We start from the raw sequence: 12,592 nt of genomic DNA on the forward strand, positions 1-12,592 counted from the left end.
CTTCTACCTTTCGTGCCATTCGGCGGGCAGTGCACCCTCGAAGTAGCGGGCGGTCAGAGCCTGCGTCGCCTGGGCGCCGGATTCTTGGACCTGCTGCATGAGTTCACCGAGGTTCTCCAGTGACTCGTTGGTCTGCATGTACTCGATCTTTGCCCGCAGGCTGCCGAGAATACGCTGCGTATCGCCGTCGAAACCACTACGCAGTGGTTCCGGATCGAGAGCCTGGAGCGAATCCAGCGCGCCGGTGAGGCAGAAGTAGATCGAGCGCGGGGTCAGCCGGTCTCGTAGGAGGAAGTCCACTGCGGCAACCAGGCTGTCCTCCCGGCCGCGGGTACGCACGAATGATTGTTGGGCGCCACAGGACTGGAGGACCAGGTGTCGGTGCGTCGGGATGGTCGGCGCCACGACCGTGGAGTAAATGATGCGGGACATCATGTCGATGCGTTCGATATACCGGCCGAGCATGAGGAAGTGCCACGCTTGATCGCGGGGCATCGTTGCATGCAGCGTGCCGATGATCATCGCGCACCGGTCCTGCACTTCGCGGCAGGCCAATGAGGGCCTGAGCAGTGTCAAACGTCCGGACGAGGTCATTCGGTAGGCGCGGTTGATCGCCTCCCAGGTGGACATCGAGAGGATCTCTCGCGCCCGGCGCGCGCTGTCGCGGCAGTTGCCGAGCGCGGTCACCATTGACTGGTTGGAGTCGGCCTCCGTTCCCAGCAGCGCCCAGGCCTCTTCAGGCCCGGCATCAGTGCTTACCGACGCCCCCATCGACCTACACAGATCCACCCCAAACGTGTCTGAGTCTGTCTCTGTGTTGTGCTCCAGATAGACCGAGAGGACCCGGGCCTGGTCGTCGGCTCGCTCGATGTACCTGCCGATCCAGAACAGGGATTCGCCGATACGGCTCAGCATGCTTCACCTCCGGTGGTCTCGGTCGTGGCGTCGGCTGCCTGACTCTGTTGTTGTTGCTGTTGTTGTTGGGCGGCGTCTTCGTCATCGCGCTCGTCCAGTTTCGAGGTCTCCAGCCGGTCGAGGGCTTCTGCTTCGCCGCCGACATCCGGGATCTCGTGGCGGGTTTCCGACTCCGGTCCGCTGACTCCCGCGGAGATAACCCACGTGTCCTTCGAGCCACCGCCCTGCGAGGAGTTCACGATCATTTCGCCCTCCGTCAGAGCGACTCGGGTCAGGCCACCTGGGGTGACCCACATGTCTTCGCCGTCATTAACGATGAAGGGACGCAGGTCGACGTGCCGGGGCTGCAGGCCCTTCTCAGTCATCGTTGGCACCGTCGAGAGCTGCACCAACGGCTGCGCGATCCATCCGCGCGGATCGGCGATGATCCGCTGGCGAGCCAGGTCCAGTTCTTCCTTGGAACACATCGGGCCCATCACGATGCCCTTGCCTCCCGAGCCATCCACCGGCTTGACCACCAGTTCATCCATCCGGTCGAGGACTTCTTCCCGGTGGGCAGGGTCCTCCAGACGCCAGGTATCGACGTTCGGAATCAGCGGCTCCTCCCCCAGGTAATACCGGATCAGTTCCGGGACGTAGGAGTAGATGAGCTTGTCGTCGGCCACACCATTACCGATGGCATTGGCGATAGTCAGGGTGCCGTTGCGCTGCGCTGACATCAGGCCGGCGCAACCGAGCACCGAATCCGGACGGAAGGCCACCGGGTCACAGAACTCGTCGTCGACTCGTCGGTAGATCACGTGGACCTGCTCTAGGCCCTTCGTCGTTCGCAGGTATGCAACGCCCTGCCTCACGACGAGGTCTCGTCCCTCCACCAGCGGCACACCCATCGTGCGCGCGATCATGGCGTGCTCGAAGTAGGCCGAGTTGTAGACACCCGGCGTGAGCACCACGATCTTCGGATCTGCCACTCCGGGAGGAGCCGCATTTGCCAAGGCTGCGCGGAGTTGGGCGGGGTAATCGTCGACACGCGAGATGTTGTAGCGCGACACCGCTTCCGGCAGCGCCGCAATGGTCGCCTGCCGGTTCGTCAGAACGTATGAGACTCCCGACGGAATCCTCGCATTATCCTCGAGCACCCGCAGCGTGCCGTCACCATCACGAATCAGGTCTGTTCCCGCCACGTGGATCCGCACTCCGTTCGGCGGCCGGTATCCGGCGACGGCCCGGCAGAAGTGCTTCGAGGTAGTGACAACCGCTCGCGGGACTACTCCATCGGCGAAGACTCGCCCTGAGGTGTAGACGTCATCGAGGAAGGCTTCCAACGCCCGGACCCGCTGCTTCAGTCCACGTTCGGTTCGGGTGAACTCGGCCTTCGCAATCAGGCGTGGCACGATGTCCAGCGGGAAGGGCTCCTCCTCTCCAGAGAAGTCGAAGGTCACGCCGGTATCGAGGTACCGGGAACTCAAGTACGAGACGCGCGACTCCAGTTCGCTGCCATCCATCTCGCTATATACCCGCGACAATCGCTGGTAGAGAGGGCGAATCCCCTCCGCTGACGCCGACTCATCGAAGATCAGGTCCTCGATCGGATAATCGGATTTCACGTTCACCGCCTTGGGTCGAAATCACTGACCCCAAAAGCATTTCGCAGCCATGTTTCCCAATGGTTTCGGCGACCTCACAAGAACGATGAACTCTCGACCTTGCCGGCCACCGCTCCCACTGCGGCCCCAAAGGCAGGAGTAGGAGGTGCCCCTGTCGCACGTTGTCACCTGCACGTGCCAGCGTTTTCGGATTTTCCCGGCACTTATAAGTGTCAACGCCGTGAGAGCACTCCTTCTCCACCAGCCGTTCAGACCCCAACACGACACCGGATAACGCCGTTACCTGCAGTTACTTGCCACACGTAAAGAATTGACCAAGGGGAACTATAATTGGAGGGCATGACGACTCTCGTTTGGTTCCGAAATGACCTTCGCGTCCGCGATCATCGCGCACTCGCCCAGGCTCAGGATCAGGGTGACGCCGTCGCCGTGTATATCCACGAGGACGACGCCAAACCTCTCGGTGGCGCCTCGCGCTGGTGGCTCCACCACAGTCTGCACGCCCATGCCAAGCGGTTGGCGGACCTGGGAATCCCCTTTCTCGTAGAGCAAGGAGACCCCCTCGAGATCATCCCCGCACTCGCCGCACGGCTCGGAGCCAACGCAGTGACGTGGCAGCGCCGCTACGACGCGCCCGGAATCGAGGTGGACACACAGCTAAAAGCAATGCTTCCTGACGCCAACATCCACCCCACGTCCCACCCCGGCTCCCTTCTCCTAGAGCCGTGGGAAATCTCCACTTCCACCGGCGGGCCCTACCGCGTCTACTCCCCTTTCGCGAAGGCCGCGAAGAAGTTGATCGATGATGTCGAGCCGGTCGCAGAGCCTCGCCCACAGACCGGTCTGACGATCCTCGATCCAAGCGATTCCATCAATTCGCTCGGATTGCTGCCGAAGCATCGTGGTGAACCGGACTGGTCCGGCGGACTCGACGATGAATGGACACCGGGTGAATGCGGTGCACACGATCGCCTCACCGACTTCCTCGACGAGCTCGAACTTGGCACCGACTACTCAGAGGACCGCGACTTCCCTGCCCGTCACGCCACCAGCCGGCTATCGCCGCACTTCCGGTTTGGAGAGATCAGCCCACGACAGGCGTGGGATGCCTGTGAGGACAGCGTTTTCCGGAATGAACTGCTCTGGCGCGAATTCGCCTGGCACCGGTTCCACCACCTGCCGGATCTGGCGACGGTGAACGTCCGCAGCGAGTTCGACCACTATGACTGGTCCTACAACGACCCTGCCGCCGCTGATTCCCTGCGCAATTGGCAGAACGGAACCACGGGGATTCCCCTCGTTGATGCGGGCATGCGGGAACTGCGAGAGACCGGGTACATGCACAATCGGGTCCGCATGGTCGTCGGGTCCTTCCTCACAAAGAACCTCGGTATCCACTGGCGCCATGGCGAGGAGTGGTTCTGGGACAACTTGGTCGATGCTGACCTAGCCAGCAATGCTTTCAACTGGCAGTGGGTTGCCGGCAGTGGTGATGATGCCTCCCCGTTCTTCCGCATTTTCAATCCCGAGACGCAGGCCAATAAGTTCGATCCCAATGGCACGTACATCAAGCGGTGGAGTCTGGATTCGCCTCGTCAGCCCGAGCCTGAGCCGATCATTGATCTCAAGGAATCTCGGCAGGCAGCCCTCGATGCCTATCAGGCAATCAAGGGCTAACCACTCCGCCGTGACCCCGTGACGAGCCAGCGGCAGTGCTGGGCGAGAATGTATCCATGAAAAAACTTCTTGCTCTCCCCGTATCGCTGGCTCTACTCATTGGTGTTTCTGCCTGTGCTGATGACTCCCCGAGCACGAACAACGGCCCCGATAATGCTGCGGTGGAGCCAAGCATTCCTGACCTTTCAGGTACCTGGCGTCAGCAAAACACCGCCAGCGAAACCGATTACATGGAAGCAACGATCGCTGAGAACACCATCACCGTCCGGTGGATGTTCAACGAAGACGACATGAGGCCCCTGTATTGGGTCGGCACCTTCGACGTACCTGCCGACGCCACCTCACCAGTGACGATCGAATCGGTCCGAGACAAAGAAGCAACTGACCCTGCGCTGTTCGCGGCGATGGTCGATACCAAGGACTTCACGTACGACGACGGCGAAATCACCTTCGACGTCTCTATCCAGGATGAGACGGCAACTGTCCAGATGACCCAGGTCGAATCAGCACCAGCGGAGTCCTGACGCTCCACTGGCTACTTAGCGTCCCAGGTCCCACCCTGCTGCCTGGTCCTGTTGCCTCCAAAACTCGGCAAATCGACCATCTGCAGCAAGTAGTTCATCGACACTGCCGTCTTCAATGATTCGGCCGTCTTCCAGAAACAACACTCGATCCGCCTGGCGAATGCTCGACAGCCGGTGGGCCACGATCACTCGGGTTCGGTCACTGTTCTGCAAGGCGGTCGTGATCGCTGCTTCGTTCTCGTTATCGCGGGCACTGGTGGCTTCGTCCACCAAGAGGATCGGCGCGGGCTTCAGCAGCGCACGGGCAATCGATACCCGCTGGCGCTGTCCTCCAACGAGCATCGAACTATACGGCTTCGAGGCGAATCCCTCCGCTCGGGCGGCGGTGATGGCGTCGTGCAGTTGGTCGTCGGTGGCGTCGGGGTTGCCGGAGAGGATGTTGTCGCGGATGGGTCCGTCGAAAAGATAGGGCTCCTGGAACACGACGCTGGATTCGCCTGCGGAAACGATGCCGCTGGTCGGCTCCTGCAGTCCCGCGATGAGCGACAGCACGGTGCTTTTGCCAGATCCGGACGGACCCACGATTGCTGTGGTTGTGTTTGGTTCGAGGGCGAAGGTGAGTTCGTGGAGGACGTCGTTGTCGCCGTACGTGAACGAGACGCGATCGAAGCGAATGTCCGCGCCACCCGGCGCGGCGTCTGACACCACCAATGCATCAAGCACCGTCCGCAATTTGCGCAGCATGGTGATGGAGTTCTCCACTCCTGCAGACAGTTCCGCCAATACAGTGAACGGCTCCAGGTACCGCACGGTTACCACAATTAGAGCGATCGCTTCCGGCACCGAGACGTTCCCCTGCACCGTGAGATACACGGTCATACCTGCCATGAGAATCAGCATCAGTTGGCTGGCCAGACCGAAGATCAGGTGTCCGGGGATCTGCATGAACAGCAGCTTCATCATGGCATTGTGCTGGGTTTTCAGAGCCGTGCCGACGTGGGAGTGTTCGGAGTCGACGCGTCGGGAAGCCCGCAGGGCCTGCTGGGTGCCGGCGAATTCCACGATGCGTTCAGTCAACTGTGCGTTCGCCGAATCAGCCTCACGGTCGGCCTTCCGTCCCAGCATTCCAGAGACCACATACGCACCAAACAGCACCGGCACGCCCAGCAAGGCAACCAGTGCCAACTGCCACGACACCGCGAACAGCGCCAGCGCAATCACCAGCGGCAGCAGGATCGCCGTGACCACCGGGGTGACCAGGTACACCACCACACCGACGAGGTCCGGTCCGGTTGCCGCTATCGACTGCCGCGCCACGGAGGTGTTCTCCGGTGTGAACCAGTTCAGGCGAGTTTTCTCCACGTGAGCGCCGACGGTCTTCTGTCCGCGGCCGAGCAAGGAGAATCCGAGGTCGTAACCAATCCTGGCCACCAGATAGTCCACGACCCAACCGGCCACGGTCACCAGCGCCAACCACCCAACCCACGGCCACGCATTAGATGGAGTGCCACTAAACAGCGCAGCCACCAACGGCACCAGGAGAACCACGCCCACGGCGCGGAGGACCAGTCCGAGCAGCGTGAAAAAGACATGCTTCCCGACGCTCCCCTCACTCCCCTTCGGCAACAACCCCACCAAAGTCCTGATCATCGGATTGCTCCCTTCGTCTCTGCGGCATCCCACAGTCTGCGGTAACGGCCGGCGTGTGGGCCGGCCATCAATTCGTCATGGGTACCGGACTCAACGATCCGGCCCTCGTCGAGGACCACGATCTTGTCGACACCAGTAATCGTGTGCAGCCGGTGCGCGATCACGACAACGGTGCGTCCGGCTACTAGTTCGTTGAGGGCCCGCTGCACGAGGTACTCGGACTCTGGGTCGGCAAAAGCGGTGGCCTCAACGAGTACCAGCACTGGAGTGTCGGCGAGGATCGCCCGCGCGATCGTCAGACGCTGCTTCTCACCACCAGATAGTGCGGTACCAGCAGAACCGATGACGGTGTCATAGCCCTCGGGCATCCGCATGATCCGCTCATGGATCTGGGCGGCTTCGGCGGCGGCGATGATAGCGGGGTCGTCGGCGCCCGGAACTGCCAGAGCGATGTTCTCTCGCACTGTGCCCTGCACCAGTTGGGTGTCTTGGAAGACGAACCCGACGTGGCGGTACAACTCGTCGAACTCCATTTCACGGATGTCTTTTCCACCGATGCGGATCGCGCCCTCATCCACGTCGTGGAACCGCGCGAGCAGCGACGCCAGCGTGGACTTTCCTGATCCGCTAGGCCCCACCAACGCGGTGACGGTGCCGGGCTCCAACTCCAGGTTCACGTCGCGGACCACCGGTACCCCATCGACGTACGAGAAGGTGATGTTGTCGAAGTTGAGGGTGAGGGATGTGGAGGGGGACGTCGGGAAGCGGGTGTGTAGCTCGTCCTCATCCAGTGTGTTTTGGATATTCCGCGCGGCGCTGATGCCTCCGCGCAGTCCCGCGAGGCCGTAGCCCAGGCCGAGCAGTTGCGCGCCAAAGGTCGTGCCGAGGAAAAGGAACGGCAAAATCTCGACCGGATCCATCCCGCCGGTGATGCGAATGGTCCCGAAAAGCGTAATGAGGAGCAGGAATGTCGATGGGCGCATCGCCAGATCCATGACGGTCTTCTGCCCGATGAATGGCCGCTGCCAGCCTCCCAGGAAGTCGATGTAGCGATTCAGTTGAGTACGGAAGCGTGACGACGTCCCGAATACCCGTATCACCGGCTGCCATTCAAGGAATGAGCCTGCCTCGCTATTCATTCGCTCCGCCCATGCTTGGGCCTTGGAGGTTTTCGAGCCGGATTGCACGATCATGCGATACATCGCGAGCACGTAGATGAGGATCGGAATGAGCATGACCAGGCCCAGGCGCCAGTCGACGATGAAGCGGTACACCAGCACGGTAACTGGTGCGCTGACGGCGGCGACGGCGTCTGGAACTGCGTGGGTGATGAGGTAATGCATCGACAGGGTGTCGTCGTAAATGAGGGTTTTAACCTGGCCGGAGGTGCGCTTGTCGAACCACCCGAGCGGCAGTCGGGCGACCTTGTTCAGTAGTCGCTGGCGCAGAGCTTTTTCGAATCGCGCGTCCACTAAATGCAGCCAGAGCATCAGCGCCGTGGACGTGATGAGTCCCAGTCCCATGAGGATCACTGCCCAGATACCGAGCTGCCAGAGTCGTTCGGTAGGGGCGTCAATAAGCATGAGCCTGGCAAGTTCGGTGAGCAGGATGAATGGAGCGATCTGCAGGAGCGTCACCAGTGCTTGGACGATTCCGGCGATCCAGAACGTGGGCTTGAGCGGTGCGAGCAGACGGCCGGCAGCGCGGGCGCGCCACTTCTCGTGTTCCTCGGCGTCCTCGGTGGCCTTTTTCCACTTGGCTTTGGCTTCTTCGGCGAGGGCTTTCTCGCGCTGGGCTTCTTCCTTTGAGCGGCGGGAGCCGAAGGCGCGGCCCTCGTACCAATAGGCGCGGGCGTAGATTTCGGTCTTGGGGAAACCGAAGTCGTCGCGAAGCCGCTGTCGGAGGAGTTTGAGCGTGGCCGATTCGGTGGAGGCCCAGCCTTTCCAGTTGGCCCATTCGCGGGTCTCGACGGCCTCTGCCACCGACCCCTCCCCATCCCTCGCCTTCCGATGGACGTTCAGGCGCGGATGGTCAGCGATGTGAAGGTCGCGGTCGTGCTCGGAGTGCTCCTAGAAGTAGAGCTCGATCGGCATAGTCTCGGGGATGGTGCCGATGACGCCATTGAGACCTGGCAGAGATGCAGCATCGCCGAAGAGGAGGTAGCCGGCGGCGTCCTCGTCAGGTTCGAAGACAGAGGAGCCATTGGACTGAGCCTGCAAGGTCATGCCTTTTGCCGCGGTGCTGGCCCAGGCGGAGGCGGGGCCGGCAGGCTCGTGGAGGACGAAGTCACAGGCGAACTCACCGGTCTCGTCGTTGGCCTCGGTGAAGGTGTACGCGCGCTGATGTTCGGCGCCCTCATTGTCTGGGTCATTGTCCGGGAACCAGATGCGCACCCACGCGGTTGCGCCGGGCTGTGCGTCGCTGAAGAGGGTGTCCGCGCGGAAACGAATGCGCCTGAAGTGTGGCGCGAGTTCTTCGGTGCCAACGACGGTGATGTCGTGGTCCTTCACACCGAAACTCTTCATCATCACGCCGGTAAAACCTCTGCGTGCCATGTGTCCTCCTACGTCACGCGGGATCATCCGGACTAATGCCAGACTCTCCCGATCAAACGTAGGCTAACCTATCCCTGCCTCGGCGGGAACACCTCACGGCGGGGAACCACCCACCAGCCCCGCGAAGAGCAACGAGACCATCATCGACAGGATCACCGTGTTGAACAGGAAGGCAATGAAACCGTTGGTCCGAAACAGCCGCCAGCCAGGCCGAGAGACGATCTGAGCAGGACTCGTCGCACCCATCGTTGAGATCGACAGCGCCAACGTCACGAACTCACCGAACCGTGGCTGCTCGTTAATGGAGAAGATCATGTGCTCGTCCTGGCTCTCGGAGAACACCAACAACATGTATGACCTGGCGAAAGCCACCACCATGAGGATCCACGAACACATCACGGTCAGCAGTGCGAGGGCGACATAGATCGATTCGCCGCGGAACGCCGGTTGAGCAGCGATGACGATCGTGACCAGCACTGCGACACTGGCTGCGCTGACACTGGTTTTTGTGGTGGCCTGGCCGAGGGATTGCTTGTGGCTACCGGACCAGTTTTGGGCGTCGCCGAGGACAGCGTCGCGAAGTTCCTCATCAGAGAGACCTGCAAACTTCAGGCAACTCCAGGTGACGTACACAATCGTGTAGGTCGGCCACAGCGCCAGGAACCCGACCATGTAGATGTTCGCGCCACGGCTGGTATCGATGAAGTCGCTGAGTTCACCAGTAATCATCGCGATGGCCATCGCCCCGATGGCAAGCAACGAACAGATGATGATGCGGAACGTGTCCGTGTTGGGGCGAAGTCTCCTCATGGAAACCAGTATTGCACCCGCCCTCATTCTGAACTGGCGGCTCCTGGTTGGTTTCAAGGCGGTACCGGAGACCGACCTGAACTACGCTGACCTAGATTCATTGAGGGTAAGGAGCACACATGATGTCAGGTCGACCGCAGGGTCAGCACCGCGCCGGCGCGTTCGGACGTTTTCGCATGCACCGCGCAATCGACAAGCCCATCCCTCCGGTTCCCTCCTCTCACCGGACGACCTTCGTCATTGACGGCGAATGCACCCCGACCGGGGTGGCTCCAGAGGCAATCTCTGCGGAGGAAGCGCTGCTGTTCTCTGAGCATTCGATCTCTGCGGGAAATGCCGACATCGCCGAGGCCACGGCGCAGGAGACCGCCGACAAGCAGCGCCTCGCCCTGACGGTGTACTCCTCCCCGACCGAGGACGACATCACAGCACTGACCGGCGCATGGGCTCTGCACCCGATGCTCGAGGAGGACCTTCGCACTGGCGGGCAGCGTCCGAAACTGGAGCGCTATGACGACGTCCTCTTCGTCGTCGCCCGCTCCGCCCGATACCTGGACAAAGAAGAGGATGTGGCGTTCTCTGAGTTCCACGTCGTAATCAAAGAAGACGCCATCGCAGTGATGTGCCAGGACGGCCGCTGGGTCACTGACAAGGGTGCACAAGGCCATGACGAGGCAGTGGCTGTTGGCGCTGTCGAGCGGGCTACCGCCGCGCTGGTGAAAGACAAAGAGTTACTGAAGCTCGGTCCCGAGGCGGTGCTGTATCGGCTTCTCGACGAGATCGTCGACGGCTTCATCCCCGTTCTCCGCGGCATCGTCATCGACAAAGAACAGATCGAAAAGCAGGTGTTTAACGGCAATAGCGCGGTCGCCGAGCGTATCTATCGCCTCAGCCAGGAGGTCATCGATCTTCAGCACGCGACGTCCTCTCTGTCCGCCGTGTTGGATGAGCTCTCCAATGGCTGGCGCAAGTACGGCATCCCAGAGCAACTGCAGGAGTACTTGGAGGATGTCTCGGACGGGCTGACCCGCGTGGAAACCCGCGTCGTGGAACTGCGCGCAGCATTGGCGCAGATCCTGGACGTCAATGCCACGCTCGTTGCTCAGCGCCAGAACGAAGACATGAAAAAGATCTCCGGCTGGGCCGCTATTCTCTTCGCCCCGACGCTGATCGGCGCGATCTACGGCATGAACTTCGAGGTCATGCCAGAGCTCAGCTGGAGATTCGGCTACCCCATGGCCGTGTGCGTGATGGTGCTGTTCTCCGCGACGCTGTGGCTTATCTTCAAGCGCAACAAGTGGATGTAAAGCTACTGCGCCTCGAATGACTCCAGCAGGTCCCGGAGGGAATTGACCAGGTTCACTCGCCACGCTGCCCAGTCATGGCCGGCCTCAAAGCCGGTAGCGACAACAGAGCGGTCGCCCAGGCGCGGATCAATGTTGAGGTCATCCTTGAGCGTCCGCACGTTCAACAACATGTCCCCCTCATATGCACCTGCGTGGAGGTGGAGAGAGGACCAGTTGGGGGCGTCGAGAAGCGAATCGGTGACATCAAAGCGCCATAGCGACGGTGACTGCGCGATAGCGTGGCGAACCGCGCCACCGCTGAGCGCGAGAGTCCACAATGCGGCAATCCCGCCGAGACTCTGGCCTGCGACGATGGTGCGCTCTCCAGAGGGATCGACGGCGAAACGCCTGCGTACGGCGGGCAGCCAGCGATCGATAACGGTATCGACCTGCCCGCCAGGCACACCGAGGTTCGCCCGACGATAGTCGTTGTCACTGGAGTCAACGAACAGCACGTGGGCCGGGCGCATGAGACCGGCCTCGATGAGTTGATCGAGAATGCCGGGCAGGCCAAGGGAGAGCCAGTTCTGGCCGTCGTAAAGCACCAGAAGTGGAGTTGGTTCAGCCGTGGGTGGCACGTAGACGGAGGTATCTCCATCAAGCTTCACGACGTTCCCCTCCCCCACCGGCTCCCTCCACACCTGACGCGGCGCGGTGGGACCTGCAGCGACAGAGGAGATCTCGCCAAGTCGCGGATTAATGATCGCAACGCAGTCCGGATCTAGTTCAGCAGCTGCAGCTGCTGCCAACAGGACATTGCGGCGACCCTGCACCTGCCGCCAGGGCGGCTCATCGTCGGAGCGCCACACACTGATGCGATAGGAAAAACGAAGCGCGCTGGGCAGCCGGAGCGTAATCGTCCAGCGGCCATTGCGACGGACCATCTCCATACGGGAGACATCCGTGTAATCGAAGACGGGGTTAGTCCACAGCAGGACTACCCGCGCCGAATCGTCCCGGACCACCCACGTCCAGTACGAAAAGTTCGGATCCGGATCCGGGCAGATACGAGGGTTGTGCTCGAAGAAACACTGCGCCGAACAATCCGGTTCGACCCGTTCCCAGTCCAGGGACGACGCCCTGTCGTGGGTCGGAGTCGGAGCAAGCTCCACATGCTCACGCCCGAAGCGGTCGAAGCTTCGAGGGCGGGCGTCTGGGAGCGTGCGGTTCATTTAGCCCTCGATGACCTCGGCGACCGGAATCGCGATCTGCTGAGCGGCCCAGGTGGAGGACAGCGGTCCGGAGCGTGCGAGAGCCCAAGACAGGTTGCCGTCATGCTCCTGGCCATTGATGTCGAAGGAGCCGCCCTTGTTGTTGATGACAACGACGTTGCCCTCTTCAGAGGCCTTGATCTGCTTGAACAGCTCGTTGTTGAGGATGCGATCAGAGGTGGACTCATCGTTGGCAGAGAAGATCACCACGTCAGCGTCGATAATGGAGAGCTGCTCCTCAGCGATGGTCTCGCGGTACTCCAGGGTGCCGGCGAGCTCTGGCTGCTCGAAGCCCAT

The 12,592-nt window shown here is 61.4% G+C and carries 9 protein-coding genes and 1 pseudogene; 3 read left to right on the forward strand and 7 right to left on the reverse strand.

Annotated elements, in window-relative coordinates; all coding sequences use genetic code 11:
- Positions 1 to 3 precede the first annotated feature (3 nt).
- Both YWU_RS0101350 and YWU_RS0101355 read right to left on the reverse strand, forming a co-directional pair.
- Positions 4 to 915, reverse strand: coding sequence for an alpha-E domain-containing protein (locus YWU_RS0101350; RefSeq protein WP_027019064.1), 912 nt, complete (start codon positions 913 to 915; stop codon positions 4 to 6).
- Positions 909 to 2,522: a circularly permuted type 2 ATP-grasp protein gene (locus YWU_RS0101355; RefSeq protein WP_027019065.1), complete on the reverse strand. Its 1,614-nt coding sequence runs from the start codon at positions 2,520 to 2,522 to the stop codon at positions 909 to 911. Before YWU_RS0101355 ends, YWU_RS0101350 begins: the two co-directional genes overlap by 7 nt.
- 339 nt (positions 2,523 to 2,861) lie before the next feature.
- Between YWU_RS0101355 and YWU_RS0101360 the strand changes: the two genes are divergently transcribed.
- The gene (locus YWU_RS0101360) at positions 2,862 to 4,199 is read left to right on the forward strand and encodes a cryptochrome/photolyase family protein (RefSeq protein WP_027019066.1); all 1,338 of its coding nucleotides are present in this window, start codon (positions 2,862 to 2,864) and stop codon (positions 4,197 to 4,199) included.
- Between the two features lie 56 nt (positions 4,200 to 4,255).
- Positions 4,256 to 4,723 (forward strand): hypothetical protein, encoded by a 468-nt coding sequence (locus YWU_RS14450; RefSeq protein WP_051259870.1) that lies wholly within the window; start codon positions 4,256 to 4,258, stop codon positions 4,721 to 4,723.
- A gap of 15 nt (positions 4,724 to 4,738) precedes the next feature.
- On the opposite strand, the gene YWU_RS0101370 is transcribed toward YWU_RS14450, so the two are convergent.
- From YWU_RS0101370 to YWU_RS0101380, 3 genes and pseudogenes are all read right to left on the reverse strand, one after another.
- Entirely contained in the window at positions 4,739 to 6,373 is a 1,635-nt protein-coding gene (locus tag YWU_RS0101370) for an ABC transporter ATP-binding protein (protein WP_027019067.1), read from the reverse strand.
- Positions 6,370 to 8,928, reverse strand: a pseudogene (locus YWU_RS14455) (ABC transporter ATP-binding protein/permease). Before YWU_RS14455 ends, YWU_RS0101370 begins: the two are co-directional and overlap by 4 nt.
- A 93-nt stretch (positions 8,929 to 9,021) precedes the next feature.
- On the reverse strand, positions 9,022 to 9,738 hold the full coding sequence (locus YWU_RS0101380; RefSeq protein ID WP_027019068.1) for a DUF1345 domain-containing protein: 717 nt from the start codon (positions 9,736 to 9,738) through the stop codon (positions 9,022 to 9,024).
- A 119-nt stretch (positions 9,739 to 9,857) separates the two neighbouring features.
- Between YWU_RS0101380 and YWU_RS14460 the strand changes: the two genes are divergently transcribed.
- On the forward strand, positions 9,858 to 11,045 hold the full coding sequence (locus YWU_RS14460; protein ID WP_051259871.1) for a magnesium and cobalt transport protein CorA: 1,188 nt from the start codon (positions 9,858 to 9,860) through the stop codon (positions 11,043 to 11,045).
- Positions 11,046 to 11,047: 2 nt separating this feature from the next.
- Here the strand turns inward: YWU_RS14460 and YWU_RS14465 are convergent, their stop codons facing one another.
- Both YWU_RS14465 and YWU_RS0101395 read right to left on the reverse strand, forming a co-directional pair.
- Positions 11,048 to 12,256, reverse strand: coding sequence for an alpha/beta hydrolase-fold protein (locus YWU_RS14465; RefSeq protein ID WP_051259872.1), 1,209 nt, complete (start codon positions 12,254 to 12,256; stop codon positions 11,048 to 11,050).
- Complete coding sequence (locus YWU_RS0101395) at positions 12,257 to 12,592, reverse strand: ABC transporter substrate-binding protein (protein ID WP_027019069.1); 336 nt, start codon at positions 12,590 to 12,592, stop codon at positions 12,257 to 12,259. It lies immediately after the preceding gene.

Source organism: Corynebacterium sputi DSM 45148, from assembly GCF_000427865.1.
GTDB classification, from domain to species: Bacteria; Actinomycetota; Actinomycetes; order Mycobacteriales; family Mycobacteriaceae; genus Corynebacterium; species Corynebacterium sputi.

Coding starts and splice junctions, on each gene's coding strand:
- YWU_RS0101395 (WP_027019069.1), bottom strand. CDS start 12,592: ATGGGCTTCGAGCAGCCAGAGCTCGCCGGCACCCTGGAGTACCGCGAG.
- YWU_RS14460 (WP_051259871.1), top strand. CDS start 9,858: ATGATGTCAGGTCGACCGCAGGGTCAGCACCGCGCCGGCGCGTTCGGA.
- YWU_RS14465 (WP_051259872.1), bottom strand. CDS start 12,256: ATGAACCGCACGCTCCCAGACGCCCGCCCTCGAAGCTTCGACCGCTTC.
- YWU_RS0101350 (WP_027019064.1), bottom strand. CDS start 915: ATGCTGAGCCGTATCGGCGAATCCCTGTTCTGGATCGGCAGGTACATC.
- YWU_RS14450 (WP_051259870.1), top strand. CDS start 4,256: ATGAAAAAACTTCTTGCTCTCCCCGTATCGCTGGCTCTACTCATTGGT.
- YWU_RS0101380 (WP_027019068.1), bottom strand. CDS start 9,738: ATGAGGAGACTTCGCCCCAACACGGACACGTTCCGCATCATCATCTGT.
- YWU_RS0101360 (WP_027019066.1), top strand. CDS start 2,862: ATGACGACTCTCGTTTGGTTCCGAAATGACCTTCGCGTCCGCGATCAT.
- YWU_RS0101370 (WP_027019067.1), bottom strand. CDS start 6,373: ATGATCAGGACTTTGGTGGGGTTGTTGCCGAAGGGGAGTGAGGGGAGC.